At 58.8% G+C, this 18051-nt stretch carries 13 protein-coding genes; 8 read left to right on the top strand and 5 right to left on the bottom strand.

All coding sequences use genetic code 11. The features are described 5' to 3' along the window. The 4 genes from GPK94_RS11855 to GPK94_RS11840 all read right to left on the bottom strand — a co-directional run. The coding region (locus GPK94_RS11855; RefSeq protein ID WP_215655898.1) for a UxaA family hydrolase at positions 1–227 on the bottom strand (227 nt) is incomplete at its 3' end. 21 nt (positions 228–248) lie between these two features. After that, positions 249–539: a UxaA family hydrolase gene (locus GPK94_RS11850; RefSeq protein WP_101691438.1), complete on the bottom strand. Its 291-nt coding sequence runs from the start codon at positions 537–539 to the stop codon at positions 249–251. 122 nt (positions 540–661) lie between these two features. Next, positions 662–1972, bottom strand: a complete 1311-nt coding sequence (locus GPK94_RS11845) for a lactate racemase domain-containing protein (protein WP_215655897.1) — start codon at positions 1970–1972, stop codon at positions 662–664. A gap of 84 nt (positions 1973–2056) precedes the next feature. Further along, positions 2057–3424, bottom strand: coding sequence for an SLC13 family permease (locus GPK94_RS11840; RefSeq protein ID WP_215655896.1), 1368 nt, complete (start codon positions 3422–3424; stop codon positions 2057–2059). Positions 3425–3685: 261 nt separating this feature from the next. Here GPK94_RS11840 and GPK94_RS11835 point away from each other — a divergent pair, with 261 nt between their 5' ends. The 8 genes from GPK94_RS11835 (at position 3686) to GPK94_RS11800 (ending at position 16979) form a co-directional block, all read left to right on the top strand. Beyond that, complete coding sequence (locus tag GPK94_RS11835; RefSeq protein ID WP_215655895.1) at positions 3686–5470, top strand: sigma-54-dependent transcriptional regulator; 1785 nt, start codon at positions 3686–3688, stop codon at positions 5468–5470. Positions 5471–5655: 185 nt separating this feature from the next. Then, positions 5656–8130 carry an S-layer homology domain-containing protein gene (locus GPK94_RS11830; protein ID WP_215655894.1) on the top strand — a complete coding sequence of 825 codons (2475 nt, stop codon included), beginning with the start codon at positions 5656–5658 and terminating at the stop codon, positions 8128–8130. 140 nt (positions 8131–8270) lie between these two features. After that, positions 8271–9659 (top strand): undecaprenyl-phosphate glucose phosphotransferase, encoded by a 1389-nt coding sequence (locus GPK94_RS11825; protein ID WP_215655893.1) that lies wholly within the window; start codon positions 8271–8273, stop codon positions 9657–9659. 16 nt (positions 9660–9675) lie between these two features. Next, the gene (locus tag GPK94_RS11820) at positions 9676–12123 is read left to right on the top strand and encodes an O-antigen ligase family protein (RefSeq protein ID WP_215655892.1); all 2448 of its coding nucleotides are present in this window, start codon (positions 9676–9678) and stop codon (positions 12121–12123) included. Positions 12124–12255: 132 nt separating this feature from the next. After that, the gene (locus GPK94_RS11815) at positions 12256–13341 is read left to right on the top strand and encodes a hypothetical protein (protein ID WP_215655891.1); all 1086 of its coding nucleotides are present in this window, start codon (positions 12256–12258) and stop codon (positions 13339–13341) included. Positions 13342–13517: 176 nt separating this feature from the next. Then, on the top strand, positions 13518–14654 hold the full coding sequence (locus GPK94_RS11810; RefSeq protein ID WP_215655890.1) for a glycosyltransferase: 1137 nt from the start codon (positions 13518–13520) through the stop codon (positions 14652–14654). Between the two features lie 65 nt (positions 14655–14719). After that, positions 14720–15394 carry a response regulator transcription factor gene (locus GPK94_RS11805; protein ID WP_101693922.1) on the top strand — a complete coding sequence of 225 codons (675 nt, stop codon included), beginning with the start codon at positions 14720–14722 and terminating at the stop codon, positions 15392–15394. Continuing rightward, entirely contained in the window at positions 15384–16979 is a 1596-nt protein-coding gene (locus GPK94_RS11800) for a HAMP domain-containing sensor histidine kinase (protein WP_215655889.1), read from the top strand. Before GPK94_RS11805 ends, GPK94_RS11800 begins: the two co-directional genes overlap by 11 nt. 87 nt (positions 16980–17066) lie before the next feature. Here GPK94_RS11800 and GPK94_RS11795 read toward each other — a convergent pair whose 3' ends face one another. Beyond that, a complete protein-coding gene (locus GPK94_RS11795; protein WP_215655888.1) occupies positions 17067–18008 on the bottom strand; it encodes an Ig-like domain-containing protein in 942 nt (313 codons plus the stop codon). Positions 18009–18051: the final 43 nt, after the last annotated feature.

The following is an 18051-nucleotide window of genomic DNA, read 5'->3' as shown; positions in this document are numbered from 1 at the left end:
CCGTAGACGTTGGGGTTGGCGGCAAAGCCGGCCATCACGTCCATGGTCAGCTGCTGGTCAGAGGCGACCTGAGAGCAGCCATTCTGGTTGTTGAAGGTGACAGAGCCCACCACCTGCTGGGAGATGATGCGGGTGGTGTCCGATGCGCAGACGCTGGCGGGCAGGATCAGAACCTTGTTCCGGATACCCACGCGGCCGTCGGGACGCTTATAACCATAGAAATTCATGCCTTACTTCCTCCTTTTCCCTTATGCCTCGGCTTCCAGGTCCTCGCGGTGGCTCTCCACATTGTGGACGTGGACATGCTCGCCGGCCTTGATGTCGCAGGAGGCAATGCCGATGTGCTCGCCGTACTTGCAGATGGGGGAACCCTTGGAAATGTCGCAGACAGCCAGCTTGTGATAGATGGTGATGTCCTGCCGGGCGGTGAGGGTCTTCTCCTCGTTGCCGCTGAGGTAGGTGACAGTGTCGCCGCTCTGAATGGCCTCAATGGCCACGGCTACATTGTCCTTTGGATCAATGATCATTGCATTACGCATAGTAACCTCCAGGCGCTCAAGCGCGTAAAATCAGAATAAAAGCTCCCGCTGCCGCATTTGGGTGGCCTGCTGCAACCATCCCCAAATGCGGCAGGGGAATGGAAAGGGAGCCGCAAAAGAAATTACCAGAGATTTCCCTTTTCATCAAAGGGCCATTCCTCCGGTTCGCCCTCCAACTCCATGTTGGGATGGGCCTTAACCTCGTCGATCAGCGCCTCGGAGACCCAGATGTGACCGATCTCCATGGTGTTGGCGATACGAACGATACGGGGGTGAGCCTTGTCGATCTCGTTGCAGATCCGGACAGCCAGCCGGATGGCACCCTGGTCGCTGTGGGAGAAGATAGGCATCTTTACCATGTTGACCAGAGTAGAGGTGAGGGCGTTGGGATATGTGATGTCCACGTCGGTCTTATCGACCAGACGCTTGGTGGTCACGTCGGCCACACCGATGCCGTTGGCATTGCCGTGGCTCTCATCCGTCAGGTCCAGAACCACCGTGCGCTGCGCGCAGATGGGACCGGGGACTTCATTGCGCTGACGTCCGGGGCTGCCGAAGGTACCGGAGACGTTGGGGTCCATGCCGTCGCCGGAGATGTTCTTGCCCAGACGGTCCACGACCAGGACGTCGGTCTTTTCGATCCAGAGACGACCCATCATACGGTTGGCCTCCTGAAGCAGGACGGGCTCCTGCTCCCAGATCTCCTGGGCGTCCAGCGCGGCGATCTTGTAGGTCTGGTCATAGGCGTTCTCGATGATACCGACGCCGGCCAGAATGTTGGTGTGGTCAAACACAACGCGGGCAAACTGGGGCATGATGCGGCCCATGTTCTGGAAGCCGGACTCATGGACCGACTCCGCGCCGTGCTGCTTGCCCATGCCGATCACAGCCATTTTCAGCAGGCCGCTCTCGTAGGGACCGCGGAAGGAGGTGTGGGGCTTGATGCGGCCGCAGAGGATCACGCCGTCCGCCTCATGGGCATACTTGTCGCTGAAAACGGGCTTGCCTTCCACGGTATCGCCCAGGTAGACCGTCTCCATGGTCGCACGGATGGGGCAGCCCATGGTCTCCTCGGTCACATGATAGCTGCGCAGAACTTCCAGCTGGCCCTCGGGGGTGGCGCCGCCGTGGCTGCCCATGGCGGGGAAGACGAAGGGATTTGCGCCGCACTCCTTTACAAAGTCAACAATGGCGCGGATAATGATGGCAATGTTGGCGATGCCGCGGCTGCCGCAGGTGATGGCGATGGACATGCCGGGACGGATCTGCTTGCGGATGTTTTCCCGCTCCAGCTGGGCGTGAACCACCGCGGGGAGTTCCTCCGGCTCAAAGTGGGTAGAGTCAAACTTCTGGTGAACACGCACCATCTTGGGAAGGGAGACACTCTGACAGAGCTGTTCCACAACACTGTTCGGATTGCTTTCAAAGGCCATGATAAAGCTCCTTTCTGAAATCGTGGAGGGCGAGGGGCAGATTCGGCCACCTCCAAAGAGAGGTGGCCGAATGGAGGTAAATGATTATACCATGGGGAACAGAAGAGCGCCCACAATGGCGGCAATCAGGGTAAACACGGTCACGGTGAAGATGGGCCAGGTGTAAGTCTTCAGACCGCCGGTGACGGTGAAGCCGGACAGGTTGGTGCAGACCCAGAAGCCGGAGTCATTGACATGGCCGATGGAAATACCGCCGGCCAGGCAGGCCATGGCGATCCACACGGGATGCACGGGCACGGAGGGGACAATGGTGGACATGATGGTCATGGAGGTGATACCGGCAACGGTACCGGAGCCCTGAGCCACACGGAAGATGAAGCCGATGAAGTAGGCAAAGAGCAGCACGCTCACCACGGAGCCGGTGCCGATGTTCAGGGCGCTGATGAGGGCGTCGCCGATGTTGGTGGCGGCGATCACGCTGCCAAAGGATCCGCCCGCGCCGGTGATGGCCAGCGCCACGCCAGCGGTACCCAGGGCGTTGTTGGCGGAGGCCTCAGCCTTCTTGCGGCCGATGTACTTCCAGGCCACGACGTAGGCCACCAGAACGGCCATGAGCAGGGTGAAGATCTTGTTGCTCAGCAGGGAGACCGCCAGAGAATCGGCGGGAGCACCGGTGGCCTGAAGCACGGAGCTGATCAGAATGAGCACAACGGGCAGAAGCAGAGGCACCATGGACAGAGCGAAGGAGGGCTGGGGCAGATCCTTGCGGTTGGCCTCGTGCTCCGAGAGGTTCTTGAGCACATCCACCTCGTGGTTGACGTCCTTCTCATCATTAAAGAGGCCGGCGTCCAGGGCCTTGGTGGTGACGAGCATGGAGGGAATCAGCACGATGGCGCCCACGATCAGGCCGACCACCATCTGAGTGCCCAGGCTGTAGCCCAGCAGGTCAGGAGCGGCCAGAGGGTTGGGCGTGGGGGGGATGTAGGTCTGGGCGATCACGTCGCCGATGATGAGAGCGGTGCTGACGTAAGCCATGGGCTTGTTGATCTCCTTGGCAACAGCAATGCCGATGGGGATCAGGATGATAAAGGTGATATCAAAGAACACGGGAATGGCGAGCAGGAAGCCGGCGCCGGCCAGGGCCCACATAACGAACCTGGCGGGTACGGCATGGACCAGGGTGGTGGCGATCTTCTGCGCCATACCGGTGTCGCTCATCAGCTGACCCAGCAGGACGCCCAGGCCGATGGGAAGGCCGATGCTGGTCATCATGCTGCCGAAGCCGGAAGCGATGGTATCCATAGTGGTGAGAACGCCAAGACCACAGGAAATACCCATGTAGGCACTGGCGATGACCAGGCTGACCATGGGGTTGAGCTTGGGGATGAGAATCAGGCCAATGATCAGCGCAATGGAGATGGCCAGATTCACAACTAACATAGTGCTATTCATTTACTTCTCTCCTCTTTGTAGTGATAGTGGGTACTTAGTTGATCAAAAAGGCAATCCCCTCCTTGTGTCCAGTCCCAACTGTGGAGACGTGGAAAATCTCAACAGTTTGATCAAGTCTATTGTAACGAAAACTGTCTATTCTTGCAATTGGAGCTAAACCGATATTTTGTTTCTTTTTGAAACGAGCGGAAAAAATATTGTCTCTATTTTGGTTATGTGGTAAAACTGATTTCAAAAAGAAACGGTGTAGGGGGGACATTGATGGAACAAAATGTACGGGTACTTGGAGTCGTACCCTATGAGGGAATGAAGACGCTCCTGTACAACCTGGCCGAGGAGTATCCGCGGGTGAGCATGGATGTATTTGTGGGGAACATGGAAAAGGGTGTGGAGATCGCGGAGCACTATTTCCACACCGACTATGATGTGATCCTCTCCAGAGGCGGTACGGCCAGTATCCTCCAGGGGAAAGGACTGCCTGTGGTAGAGGTGGAGATCTCGCTCTATGATGTGTTTTGCGCACTACGCCTGTCCAACGGCATCCGGGGGAAGGTGGCCATGGTGGCCTATGCCAACATTACCATCAGTGCAAAAGTCCTGTGCGACCTGCTCAACTACCACGTGGACATTTTTACGGTGGAATCCCTGGATGCGCTGGAGCCAAAGCTGCGGGAATTGCAGACAGAGCAGTATGATACCGTGCTGTGCGATATGACGGCCAGTATCATTGCCCGGCGGCTGGGGTTCAATGCGATTCTGATCACGTCCGGGATCGAAAGTCTGCGAAAGGCATTGGAGCAGACGCTGAGCCTCTGCCGCAGCCATGAGCGCCTGCGGCAGGAAAACAGCTTTTTCCGGGAGATCCTGCGGGGACAGGCGGGAAAAATTGCGGTGCTGGACAATCAGAACGGCGAGGTGTTCTTTTCCACCATGGAGAATCTGGCACCGGAACTGCTCGAAGTATTGCGGGGGGCCCTCCTGCTGCCCGGCATGGAGGAGGAGCGGGGACTGACCAAGCACATCAACGCCATGCGCTACTCCATCCAGGCCAGACGAGTACTCTTTGGAAGCAAAAGCTATACCGCTTTCTTTGTGGAAGAGCGCCGGATTCCCCTGGGGTCGGCACAGATGGGGATCTCCTATCTTTCCCGGCAGGAGGCAGAGGATGCCATTGCCGAACGCATGCAGTGCCTGCCTGGCCATGAACTGCGGGAGCAGATCCGGTATTTTGCCGGGAATACCGCGCCGCTGGTTCTCTGCGGGGAAGATGGGACTGGAAAAGAGACCGTCGTCCACCTGTTATATGTGCAGGGACCCTATCGGGGGAGTGCGCTGGTATCCATCCACTGCGGTCTGCTCCATGAAAAAGGTTGGAATTTCCTGTTGGAACATCACAATTCCCCGCTGTTGGACAGCGGACATGTGATCCACATCGCACATGTCCAGTCCCTCTCTCCCGAGCGGAGAGACCAGCTGATCGGTGTGCTGAAGGAGACCGATGTGTGCCGGCGCAATCATGTCATCATTTCGTGTGTCTCGCAGGAGGGAGAGCAGATCTCCGCCGAGGGCGCACAGTGGCTCAATGGGTTGGGCGCACTCTCGCTGTATCTTCCGCCTCTGCGTATGATGCGCGGTGAGATCCCCACCATGCTGCACCTGATTCTGGGGCGGCTGAATGCCAATGCACCCCATCCTGTCCTGGGGGCGGAGGAGCGGGCCATTGAACTGCTTCAGGAATTTCATTGGCCCCATAACTACATCCAATTCCAGCGGATCGTGGAAGAGGCGGCCACCACCGCGCCGGGGCAGACCATCCGGGCCGAGGATATTCGGCGGGTTCTGCAAAAAGAGCGGTATGAGTGTGTGCTCTCGCCTGCCACAAAGGGAGTCTGCGCACCGCTGGACCTGAACCGCACACTGGCCGAGATCGACCAGGACATCGTATTCCGCGTCCTGGAAGAGCTGGACGGGAATCAGACCGCCGCCGCCAAGCGTTTGGGCATCAGCCGTACCACACTCTGGCGCTTGACCCGCACAGCCCACTGATACCTTATATATAAAGAAACACAGGGGGCGGGAGGAAATAAAACCGGATTCTGTTAGAAAGATTACGCTTGTGTTACGGATGCGGGAAATCTATTGACCTTTTTTTCTTTGACGTGTATAGTAGGAACGAACCCAAGGGAGAGCATTGCCTCTCCGAGGGAAAATGTTTAAAGGAGGAACTCCACATGAACAACCTGAAGCGAGTGCTCAGTGTTGGTATGGCTTCTACCATGGTTCTTGGTATGATGGCTACCGCCAGCGCTGCTAGCTTCAACGATTTCACCGATAAGGATGAGATCGTCAACAAGGACGCCGTGTCCATGGTCACCGAGCTGGGCATCATTGCCGGTCTGCCCGATGGCTCCTACGGCGCCACTCAGAACATCGACCGCGCTTCCTTCGCCCGTCTGATCTGCGTGACCCTGAACGGCGGTAAGGAGCCCACCCTGGGCAACCTGACCACCAGCTTCACCGACACCAAGGGCCACTGGGCTGAGAAGTACATCGCCTACTGCGTGCAGCAGGGCATCATCGCCGGCAAGGGCAACAACACCTTTGCTCCTTCCGCTCAGGTGACCGGCTCCGAGGCTGCTAAGATGCTGCTGGTGGCCGTGGGCTACAACACCACCTACGAGGGAATCGGCGGCGCCACTTGGCAGGTCAGCACTGACGTTCTGGCCAACCAGGTCGGCCTGTACAAGGGCCTGGAGACCATCAACACCTCCGCTGCCCTGACCCGTGACCAGGCTGCTCAGATGATCTACAACGCTCTGAACGCTGAGATGGTGAAGTACGAGATCGTTCCCGGTGTGAGCACCAACGGTCAGATCGTGGCTAACACCCAGCGTCAGGAGACCGGCGAGACCCTGCTGGAGAAGGCTTTCAAGGCCGTCAAGGTTGAGGGTGTCGTTCTGGCCAACGAGTACGCTGCTCTGAATGGCGCCGGCGTGCAGGACGAGGGCAAGACCTATGTCCAGCTGAACGACGCTCCCAATGGCCTGAACAGCACTGGCGCCTTCAAGGTGTCCACTGATCTGGACATGGTTGGTAAGACCGTGACCATGTTCGTGCAGCCCGATGCCAACAGCACTCAGACCTCCAAGGCCGTCGTGCTGGGCAACGCTCTGGAGTCCGATACTAACAACGTGGCTGTCCTGACCGCTGGTAAGGACTCCGCCACCAAGATCAAGGAGTACCTGGACGACAACAACCTGAAGACCAACAGCAGCACCGAGTGGTATGTCAACTATGCTCTCCAGTCCGAGAAGGATGGCGACAAGACCGTCAACAAGGCCCTGTCCACCAACGAGGCTGGTAAGGAGCTGACCTTCATCGACAACAACGATGACGGTGTTGTGGATTACGCCCTGCAGCTGGTCAAGACCTTCGGTAAGGTTACCAGCTACAACGACAGCAAGGACGGCACCATCAACGTCAGCGCTGTCAACCCCGCTGATAGCATCACCTACAAGAGCCTGAGCAGCACTGACGCTGTGAAGGACATCAACGGCTTCGCTGACGTGAAGAAGGACGACTATGTCTTCTTCTATAAGATCGGCAACAAGGAGTTTGTTGAGCCCGCCAAGTCCGTCGAGGTGACCGTCTCCGCCATCAAGGGCGCTAAGGTTACTGCCGACGACACCACCTACGAGCAGTCCGGCCTGGTCAAGTTCGTCAATGAGGACGGCGACAAGGTCCTGAAGGACGCCGTGGATCTGGGCGACAAGGTCACCTTCTACCTGGACAACGCCGGCTACGTGGTTTACACCGACGCCGAGGCTGCTGCCGACGAGTACCTGAAGGTCCTGGCTGTGGATAGCTTCAGCAGCGTCAGCGGCTACGCCAACACCAAGATCCTGAAGACCGACGGCACCACCGAGGTTGTCAACGCTTACTATGACAACGGCACTAAGAAGGTCGCTCCTACTGAGGGCGCTATCTACGCTTACAGCGTCAACTCCAAGGGCGTCTACAAGCTGGTTCTGACCGACCTGACCGAGAAGAGCATCAACAGCACCACCATTGAGAAGGGCAAGACCCAGATCAAGAGCGGTGTTCTGGCCAATGCTCAGACCGTGTTCGTGATCGACCGCGGCAACGACGTCTACACCGTCTACACCGGTATCGCCAACGTGCCCAAGGAGATCACCGTTAAGACCGGTAGCGCTATTGTTGACAAGAACAACATCGCCAAGGCTGTCTTCATCAGCGACAGCGATATGACCGGTTCCACCGAGGGCGTCTATGTCCTGGACAAGAACCCCACCGTGACCGGCACCTCCGATGACAAGACCTACACCTACGATGTCATCTACAAGGGTGAGAAGACCACTCTGACCTCCGAGGACGGCAAGCTGTTTGCCTCCAAGGGCTACTATGACAACGTGTCCATCAACGGCACCGAGATCACCAAGGTCACCGGTTCCGCCATCCAGCCCAGCGAGGCCACTGTTGCTTCCAAGGGTCTGGTTGCCAACGCTCAGGGCACCTTCAGCTACAGCGATAGCACCAAGGTCCTGTACGTGGACGGCACCGACGTGTCCGAGTCCTCCATCGGCGCTATCACCGTGAAGGACGGCGACATCAAGGGTGACAACATCCTGGTCATCAAGGACAGCGACAACGAGAACATCGCTGCCTACGTCCTGATCTGCAAGTAATTGCTGATTAGCGCGTCCTTCAAAAAACCATAAGTTTCACCCCCGGGGATTTCCCCGGGGGTGTTTTTATTTGACAGAACAGGCGGAAACGGGGTAAAATAGAACACTGTGATACCCAATGAAATGGACGGGAGTATGCCATGATCAAGGAAAATCAGGTCCTGCTCAACCGCCTGAATGTGATTTCTGACGGACTTATCATTTTTTTCACGCTGCCCATTGCCTTCTGGCTGCGTTTCTATGTGCTGCCCGGCGGCGTGATCAGTGTTCCCTTTTCTCAATATCTGATTTTGGCCGGCGTGTTGGTGGCGGTGCATCTGTTCACCTATGCCGCCTTCGGTCTGTACCGTTCGTTCCGGCAGACCAGGCTGCTGCGGGAGCTTCCAAAGCTCTGGTGGGCCAGTATTCTGGATATGACGGTGCTGCTCAGTGTGCTTTTTGTGCGGCATGATATCCATGTTTCCCGGTGGACACTGGCCATTTTCTTTGCCCTGAATCTGTTTTTGCTCAGCGCCAAGCGGGTACTGCTGCGCAGTGTCCTGCGCCATGCCCGGCAGCAGGGGTATAACCAGAAACATGTGATTCTGCTGGGGAGAGGCCCCATGGCCCGCCGCTATCTGGAGACCATCCGGCGGGAACGGGAGCTGGGCTATCATCTGGTGGGGTATGTGGCCGCCGAACATGAAAAAGCCTGGCAGGAGCTAAGTTATCTGGGGGATTATGAGGCACTGGAGTCGATTCTGGACCTCTACCGTCCGGATGAGGTGGTCTCGGCCGTGGATCTGGAGGATTATCCCCAGACACCACACATCATCGCTGCCTGTGAAAAGACCGGGACCAAGCTCTCCATCATTCCCTTTTACGCGGAATATATGCCCTCCCGTCCCCAGTTTGATGATCTCAACGGAATTCCCATGCTTAACATCCGGCGTATCCCTCTGGACAATTGGGCCAACGCCTTTTGTAAGCGTGCCATGGATGTGGTGGGTTCGCTGGTGCTGCTGGTATTTACCTCTCCCATCATGCTGGTGGCTGCCATCGGGGTGAAGCTATCCTCACCGGGACCGGTGATTTTCCGTCAAAAGCGCATCGGGCGGAATAAAAAGCCCTTTTATATGTACAAATTCCGCTCCATGCGGGTGAATGACCGGCAGGAGACCGGATGGAGCAGCTCCACTGACGACCGCAAGACCCGCTTTGGTGCACTGCTGCGGAAATGCTCCATTGATGAGTTCCCCCAGTTTTTCAATGTGCTCCGGGGAGATATGAGCCTGGTGGGGCCCCGTCCAGAGGTGCCTTACTATGTGGAGCAGTTTAAGGAGGAAGTTCCTCTTTACATGGTCAAGCACCAGGTACGGCCCGGCATCACCGGATGGGCTCAGGTCAACGGCCTGCGGGGTGATACTTCCATTCAGGCCCGGATCGAGCACGATATCTATTATATCGAGCACTGGAGTCTGCTGTTTGATATTAAGATCTTGTGTTTGACGCTGGTGAAGGGATTCATCAACGATGAGAAATTACACTGATTGAGGAGATGGATGAATGGGTAAGCATAATACATCCACCCGCCGGACGGGGGTCGTTCCACGATCCAACGGGCTGTTTGCGCTGATCGGGATCGGATTCTTTTTCCTGTTGGCGGCCCAGGCGGGTGGTTCGGACAAGCATATTGCTGTGGCTGCAGTCGTGCTCTTTTTGGCCTGCTCCATCGGCCGCGCTCCGGTCCAGCGTCTGGGAGATCGGCTGAGCATTCCGGTACTGGCGGTATTCGCCTATCTGCTGCTCAATGGGGCGGCCAGCCTGTATAGCCGTTTCGGCAGCTTCGCAGGGACGGAGTTCTCCAAGATCCTGGCGGCGCTGTGTGTCTACGGTGTGGTGCTGGTACGCGCCAAGCGGGAGGATGCCCCCAAGCTGGCGGCTATGACCGCGTCGGTGACGGCGGCCTTTTCCCTGCTGAGCCTGGACGCCGCCGCGGGCAAGCTGCTGGCAGGCCCCTTCTTCCGCCTGATGGACGCGCTGGGCTGTCAGTTCCAGTATATGTCCACCGGATATGAGGAGGGTGTGCGTATCACCGGTATTTTGGGGAACCCCAACGTACTGGGCGGAATGCTGGCGCTGGGTGTGCTGCTCTCCTTCTATCTGGCCATGACGGCCCGGACCACCCGGAGCCGTGTGGGGGCGAGCATGCTGCTGGGGATCAATACCCTGGGCTTTTTGCTGGCCTTCAGTATGGGCGCCATCGCAATGTTTATGGTGTCCGTGCTGCTCTATCTGCTGGCCGCCCCGGCCGGGAAGCGGCTTTCCCTCTTCCTGCTCATGGCCCAGGACGCGGTCGTGTCCCTGGTGATGATGTTTGTGGCCTTCCAGGGCCTGGGGAAGAACGGAGCGCTGGGCATGCTTCCGGTCCTTGCTGCCGTGGCGGCGGGCGGACTGCTCTATGGGGTACAGCGCCTGGTGGGGGACCGGCTGACTACGGTCCTCGCCTCCCACGGAAAGGCCGCTGGGATTACGGTGGCGGTGCTGGCGGTCCTGGCGGTCTCCTATGTGGTGCTGGGATACCAGCTCTCCGGCGGGATCGCCCTGAACGCGGGTGAGGATCTGCGCCGTTCGGTCTATCCCGCCCCCGGTACCTATACGCTGGAGGGAAGCTGGGAGGGACGGGTCTCCGTTGTGGTGGAGAGCCAGAATGCATCCCAGACCATCATGCACACCAGCACGGTGCTCTACTCCGGGGATCTGGAGGGGGCCTCCTTCACTGTGCCGGAGGATTCCAAGGTGGTCTACCTGAATCTCAGTGCACCGGAGGGGGCGAATCTGGAGAGCCTCTCCCTCTCCAGCGGAGAAAAGGTCCGGCTGGGCTACCTGCTGCTGCCGGAGTTTGCGGCAAACCGTATCCAGGGCCTCTGGGCCAACCAGAACGCCATCCAGCGTGTGGAATTCTGGCGGGATGGTCTGAAGATCTACCAGGAGAGCCCCATCATCGGAAACGGTCTGGGCTGTGTGGAGGGCATGGTCACCCAGGTCCAAAGCTTCTACTACGCCAGCCGCTATGTGCACAACCACTATATTCAGGTGCTGGCTGAGATGGGGATTCCCGGACTGCTGGTGTTCCTGACCATGCTGGGCAGCAGCGCCGTGATGCTGCTGCGCCGCCGCCGGGAGGGAGAGGAGGATCTGCTCCTGTCCACCCTGCTGGCCTGTCTGGCTATGCTGGCCCTCCACGGGGCGGTGGAGGCAGTCTGGTCCATCAGCGCCTATCAGGCCCTTGCGCTGCTGCTGCTGGGCGTGATGGCGGTCTGCTATGGCCGGCCGGTCGCCAAGCTGAGCGGAAAAGCGGCCGGATGGATCGCGCTGGGCGGACTGTGGCTCTTCCAGCTGGTTTTTGGCTGGTTTGTGTTCAACTATATTACCGCCAGCCGTCAGTATGAGGAGATCCAGGCGGGAGTCCGGGAACAGACCCCCTATACCATGAGCAATCTGGCTGCCCGGGACCACTACGGCTGGGCCCAGTACAAGCTGGATATGGCAGTCAACGCGGCCACATCCGAGGTGCCTGAATTCCGGGAGCGGGCGGCAGAGTATGCCCGGGAGCTGCGCCGCCTGAAGATCCATTCCGTCAATTACAGCCTGGAGAAGTACCACTATGCCGACCTGGGACAGTACGAGGAGCTCTTTGCAGCCTCCCGGGAGGGCATTCCCCAGAAGGCGTCGGTGGTCGAGACCTGGCAGGAGGAATTTGACCTCTATCGGGAGATCTTCCCCTGGAGTGTGGAGGAGGACAAAGACCGGATCGGACAGATCGACTGGTATGTGGACCAGATCCTCCTTACTTGGCAGATGCTGGAGGAGTACAATGCCGGACGCCTGGAGCAGATCACGCTCAGTGAGGAGAACCAGGCCTTTGTGGAGCAAATGAAAGCGCTGGATGAGACAGGAGTCACCGGAGAGGCGGCTCTGGCGCTGCTTGCGGCCATGGGCACCCAGCCCTGAGCCCTGTGCAAATCATCGCTATACCGGATCGGCGGGCCCCTTTTTGGGGCCCGCCGATTTTTTCTGCCCGTTCCGTGTACGGAAACGTACAACATTCTGCCATGGGGAGGGATAGGGTAAGGAGGGATTTTGATGGCAAACGCATATACGCCCGGATTTCACCTCAACCAATGGGCAGCGGAGGACTCCTTTCTGCGGGAGGAATTCAATAATGACAATCGCATTCTGGATGAGACGCTCCTCGGTCTGACCGGTCGGACCGACCTGCTGGAGCGGCAGGTGAAGCCGCTGGGACTGGAGGTCTATAACCTCATGCTGCAAAACTACTATGAGGGGAAAGAGACCGGATACCGGCAGGCCCTGGCCTTTGACGGCTTTCAGGACGATAGCTTTCTCGCGTCCGTGACCCCGGGGGCCTACCATGATGCAGCCCAGAAGCAGATCCGGATTTTACCGGATGTCCCCAATTTCAGCACGGGATTTGCGGCGGAGCCTGGGTACGATGACAGGGGAGATTCGAACCGGGAGCGGTTTGTCTTTGTCAGCTGGCCCGGACCGCAATATGAAACCGAAGAGACAAGCTTTATCCCAACCGGCTTTGGTACACTGCAGCAGATCAAGATGCGCCTGGCCTGCGGCAGCTATTCTTCCGAAAATCAGAATTTGCAGACTCGGGTGGAGATCAAGCTGGGGGAGGAGACGCTGGGGATCAGCGACATTCAGGTGGTCCCCAATACTGCGGTGGTTGAGCTGACCTACCAGTTTTCCGGCGGGATACGGGTCCAGCCCTATCAGAGTTACACGTTGGTTCTGCGCAATGTGGGGGGAAAATATTATATCAAAGCCACCCGGATCAAGGCGGACAATAACAGTGATATGGGCTATACCTGTATCTATACCCCGGACAGTCTGGCCAGCGGAACGGTGACCAGCAAGGACATCACGCTGACCCAGGATTACCGGAAGGCCATTGCCTGGGTGCGGCATACGGGAACGGTTGGCGTTAAGGTACGAGACTCCGCCGGAGGCTATACGGATCTGGTACAGGAGAGCATACGCAATACAGAGGAACTGAACGGGAACGCCTGCCAGGAGAGCACCTTCTCCGTTTTGCTGCCGGATGGGACCAAAAACACATCCACAGCGGTACAGATGGTCATAACCCGGGGAAGCGACGGGACGGGCGTACTCTACGACTACGGTGTGGCCTTCCTTTAACCGGTTCCATAGAGCAATGAAAATCAGGGATACAGCAGGGACAGCGCCTGTTGTATCCCTGATTTTTTGATCATCATCGGTTGCTTTTTGCCGTTCCCTGTGGAAAAAGACGTCCTTTTCCAGTAGACGGGAGAGGGGAGGGTATGATATGCTGTGTGGAAAGAAGGTGATCGCATATGGGCCAGAAAGTACTCTTTACGGCCTCTACATATTCCCATATTCTGCATTTTCACCGCCCCTACCTGCGCCGTTTCCGGGAGGAGGGGTGGGTGGTCCATGTGGCCTGCGGCGGAGCACCGGCATCCATTCCAGAGGCGGATGAGGTGATCCACCTGCCCCTGGAGAAAAAGATGACGGCGCCCGCCAATTGGGCCGCCGCCCGGATGTTGCGCCGGAAGATCCGGGCGGAGCGCTATGCCCTCATTGCCACGCACACCTCCCTGGCCGCTTTTTTTACCCGTATGGCGGTGAAGGGGATGCGGGAGCGGCCCAAGGTGATCAACATGGTGCACGGCTATCTCTTCGATGACGATATGGCGCCGGTGAAGCGGACCATTCTGCGTACGGCGGAGCAGCTGACGGCAGGAGAGACCGACCTGCTCCTCACGATGAACCGAGCGGACCTGAATCTGGCCCACCGGTACCACCTGGGAAAGGAGATCGGCTCGGTTCCCGGCGTGGGGGTGGATTTTTCCCGCCTGGATGGGACCTCCAGGGAGCAGGGACTGGCGCTGCGGGCCCAGTATGGGCTGAAGGAGGAGGACTTTGTACTGGTCTATGCCGCAGAGTTCTCCCGGCGGAAGAGTCAGGCCGTGCTCATCCGGGCCATGGCGGAGCTGCCGGAGCGGGTGCATCTGATCCTCCCGGGTGAGGGCGCGCTGCTGGAAGAATGCCGGATGCTGGCGGCGGAGCTGGGGGTAGAGGAGCGGGTCCTTTTTCCAGGATACTGCACCCACATGGCGCCCTGGTATACCGCCGCGGATGCGGCAGCTGCAGCCAGCCGGATTGAAGGGCTCCCCTTCCATGTGATGGAGGCCATGTATCTGGGGCTCCCGGTGATCGCCAGCGCGGTCAAGGGACATGTGGATCTGATCGAAGAGGGCCAGAACGGATTGCTCTATCCCTATGGGGACAGCAAGGCCTTTGCCCGGCAGGTGCGGCGTCTCCTGGAGGAGCCAGGGCTGCGGGATGGAATGGCGGCACGGACACGGGCATCCGTTTTGCAGTATGGCCTGGAGCAGGTGTTGCCTCAGGTCTGGGACTGCTATACCGCGCTGTTCCAGGAGAGCCGGGAGAAAAGTTTGGTTCGGTAAGCAGGGCCGAATTTTGAAATGCAAATAGTATTTATGGATAAAAAAATAACAAGGAGGAATCGAGTATGGGGCCTTTGATCCTCATTGCCGAGGACGATGCGGACATCCGCAGCCTGCTGCGCCTCTACCTGGAGGGGGAGGGGATGCGGGTACTGGAAGCGGCCGATGGGAATACCGCGCTGGAGCTGGCACGGGAGCACACTCCGGATATGGCCATCCTGGATGTCATGATGCCGGGACTCAACGGCTTTGAGCTGACCAGGGCCCTGCGGCAGTACAGCGATCTGCCCATTCTGATCCTCTCAGCCAAGAGTCAGGACAACGACAAGATCCTGGGACTCAATCTGGGGGCGGACGATTACATTGCCAAGCCCTTCAATCCGGTGGAGATCGCGGCGCGGGTCAAGGCCCAGCTCCGCCGGACCGCGCGGCGCAGCGGGAATGTGCTCACCGTGCGGGATCTGGCGCTGGATACCGCCAGCTTCCAGCTGACCAAACGGGGAGAGCCTATCCTCCTCACACCTATGGAGTACAAGATCCTGGCCATGCTGATGCGCTCTCCCGGACGGATCTTTACCAAGATCCAGCTCTACGAAGGGGCCATCGGCACGTATTTTGAGGGGGATGACAACACCATGATGGTGCACATCTCCAAGCTGCGGGACAAGCTGGAGGATGATCCCAGACACCCGCAATATATCATCACCGTACGGGGATTGGGGTATAAGCTTGAAAAATAGAAGGGAAACGGGCGGCCTCTTTGGACTCCTGGCCCGGAACTATCTGCTCTTTACCCTGGTGCTGCTCCTGCTGGCCGGAGGCGTCTTTGCCCTCTGGAATGCCTGGCTGCTCAACGTGTATCAGCCGGCCGACTGGCCGGGGCTGCTGGGGGATCATGCTCTGAGCGAGGGCAGCTATGCACGCCTGAGGCATTATTTGAAGGGCGCAGGAGATGCCTTTGCCGTGTATGGAGCGGACGGTGGACTGGTGTACGCCACGGAGGAGGACTTTGATCTACACTGCCCTCCAGAGGTTTTGGAGACCGTGGTACCCTATGGAAGCTCGGTGGAGACACAGGCCTTTGAGAAGCTTGCAGAGGACGGCAGCCGCCGCTTTCTGGTCATCCGACACGCCTATGGAGAGGGGGTGGACGGCCAGGAGGAGCGCGTGGATGCCGCCCTGCTGGACCAGGAGTACCGGGTTATCTTCGGCGGGCTGGGGGACGGACGCAGCCGTTATACCCCGGAGGAATATGCCTATCTCTCCGGCCGTCGTTTTCCTGAGGACCAGCTGATCCGGGCGGAGTTTACCGACACGCAGGGGGAGCGCAGGACCATCCTGATGCGGGAGAAGCGGATGGGGACGGAGGAGTCCTACCAGTCCTATCTGGCGGCCCGATGGATTTGGCTGCTCTTTCTCCCACTCTATCTGGCAGCGGCGGGAGCCTTTATCGCCTGGATGAGGCGCAAGATCGGCCGTCCCCTCCGGAGGCTCAATGAGGCGGTGGAGGCGCAGGCCCGAGGGCAGACCGTACGGGTGGGAGACTGCGGCGGCCCCCGGGAGATCCGGCAGATCGGGGAGAGCTTTGACCGCTTTGCCGACCGCCTGGCCGAGAGCGAGGGGGAGCGAAAACGGCTAGATGAGGGACGACAGAAGCTCATTGCTGATATTTCCCATGACCTCAAGACCCCGATCACCGTGATCGCAGGCTATGTGGACGCCATCTGTGACGGCAAGGTGCCGCCCGGAGAACAGGAGCCCTATTTGCGGGCCATCCAGAGCCGGGCTCAGGGATTGACGGAATTGATCAATGCCTTCCACGAGTACAGCAAGGTGGAGCATCCGCAGTTCGTGCTTCAACTGGAACGGACTGACCTGTGTGAATATCTGCGTGCCTATCTGGCTGGAAAATATGATGAGATCGATCTGGCGGGCTTTACGCTGGAGATATCCATTCCGGAGAGGGCGGTCTTCTGCGCGCTGGACCGGATGCAGTTCCGGCGGGTACTGGATAATCTGCTCTCCAATGCGCTGCGGCACAACCGGCTGGGAACCATCTTGTTCTTTGAGCTGACACAGGAGGAAAAAACGGTCCTCCTTCGCGTGGGGGACAACGGGGACGGTATCCCGCCCGAGCGGGCCCAGACCATCTTTGAGCCCTTTGTGGTGGGCAGTGAGGCACGGTCCGGAAAGGGAAGCGGCTTGGGTCTGGCCATCACGCGCCGGGTGATGGAGGGCCACGGAGGAGAGATCCGGCTGGAACCCCATCCCCGCCCGGGGCGGAGCACGGAATTTGTTCTCACCCTGCCCCGTATGGAGGGATAGCAGGAAAAGCGATTGACAAGGAAAAAGATGCGGCCAGCACCGTGAAAGGGCTGGCCGCATCTTTTTCTGTCAACAAAATCGGAACCATTATCCGCTGCACCGGACGATACAGGTGAGTTCCTTGCCATCCACCTTGCAGATGAGGGTGGTGGTGCCTTTTCCCACCATGGAGACCAGGCCGCTGCTGTCCACCGTGGCCACAGCGGAATTGGCGGTGGACCAGGAGGGCGTGGACGTGGTGCCCGATACGCTCATCTGTACCGTGGTACCCTTGGGCATGGTGAAGTCGGTCTTATTCAGCACCGGATTGCTGGTGGAGGTGGATGTGCCGGGCGTGGAGGAGGGAGCAGTGCTGGCTCCGGCACCGGCCGGGGCATCAAAGCTGCACCGGACGATGCAGGTCTGGAAGATCTGCGTTCCCTTGAGGGTGGCCGTAATGGTCACGCTGCTCACGCCGCCGGACTTGCCCAGTCCCTTGACCGTGCCGTTTTCATCCACGCTGACCACATCGGGATTGCTGCTGGTCCACTCCAGATAGCCCACGCTGCCGCCGGGAGAGAAGGTGGCGTGGATGGTGTGGACCTGGCCGTAATTCTGCAGCGTGAAATCGCTCTGGTCCAGCGTAAAGCCGGTGGCCGTCTGATCGGGAGGCACTGTGGGCGAGGGAGAGACCTCCGGCGAGGGGGAGACCTCTGCGCTCGCCGAGGGAGCGGGGGTGGCCGAGGTAAGGGGCGTGGTGTTGCCCCGGTCGATCATGGGCTTGACAATGGAGACCACGATGCAGACCGCGGCCACGATAAAGGCCAGGGAGACCACCGTGCTGATGATCTTCGCAGGGGTGGGGCCGCTGGAATAGCCGCCGCCCCGGGTGTTGGTGGCCATGCGCCGTCCCGCCCGGCGGGAAGGACGGCCATCCTCCTCCTCCGGCGTACGACCATCACAGAAGGGGCAGCGTTTATAAGTAGCGGCATAATCTTCGCCGCAGATATCACAGTGGATCATTTGATTGCGGGTGGGAGTCCGCGCCATAAAAAATCCCTCCGATTGACAAGTTTTATCCTCTCAGAACTTT

The organism is Pseudoflavonifractor sp. MCC625 (genome assembly GCF_018784545.1).
GTDB lineage: Bacteria > Bacillota > Clostridia > Oscillospirales > Oscillospiraceae > Pseudoflavonifractor_A > Pseudoflavonifractor_A gallinarum.
The sequence above is the reverse complement of the archived record's forward strand: the minus strand, read 5'-3'. Positions and strand labels throughout refer to the sequence as shown.

Coding starts and splice junctions, on each gene's coding strand:
- GPK94_RS11815 (WP_215655891.1), top strand. CDS start 12,256: ATGGCAAACGCATATACGCCCGGATTTCACCTCAACCAATGGGCAGCG.
- GPK94_RS11810 (WP_215655890.1), top strand. CDS start 13,518: ATGGGCCAGAAAGTACTCTTTACGGCCTCTACATATTCCCATATTCTG.
- GPK94_RS11840 (WP_215655896.1), bottom strand. CDS start 3,424: ATGAATAGCACTATGTTAGTTGTGAATCTGGCCATCTCCATTGCGCTG.
- GPK94_RS11835 (WP_215655895.1), top strand. CDS start 3,686: ATGGAACAAAATGTACGGGTACTTGGAGTCGTACCCTATGAGGGAATG.
- GPK94_RS11845 (WP_215655897.1), bottom strand. CDS start 1,972: ATGGCCTTTGAAAGCAATCCGAACAGTGTTGTGGAACAGCTCTGTCAG.
- GPK94_RS11825 (WP_215655893.1), top strand. CDS start 8,271: ATGATCAAGGAAAATCAGGTCCTGCTCAACCGCCTGAATGTGATTTCT.
- GPK94_RS11820 (WP_215655892.1), top strand. CDS start 9,676: ATGGGTAAGCATAATACATCCACCCGCCGGACGGGGGTCGTTCCACGA.
- GPK94_RS11805 (WP_101693922.1), top strand. CDS start 14,720: ATGGGGCCTTTGATCCTCATTGCCGAGGACGATGCGGACATCCGCAGC.
- GPK94_RS11830 (WP_215655894.1), top strand. CDS start 5,656: ATGAACAACCTGAAGCGAGTGCTCAGTGTTGGTATGGCTTCTACCATG.
- GPK94_RS11850 (WP_101691438.1), bottom strand. CDS start 539: ATGCGTAATGCAATGATCATTGATCCAAAGGACAATGTAGCCGTGGCC.
- GPK94_RS11795 (WP_215655888.1), bottom strand. CDS start 18,008: ATGGCGCGGACTCCCACCCGCAATCAAATGATCCACTGTGATATCTGC.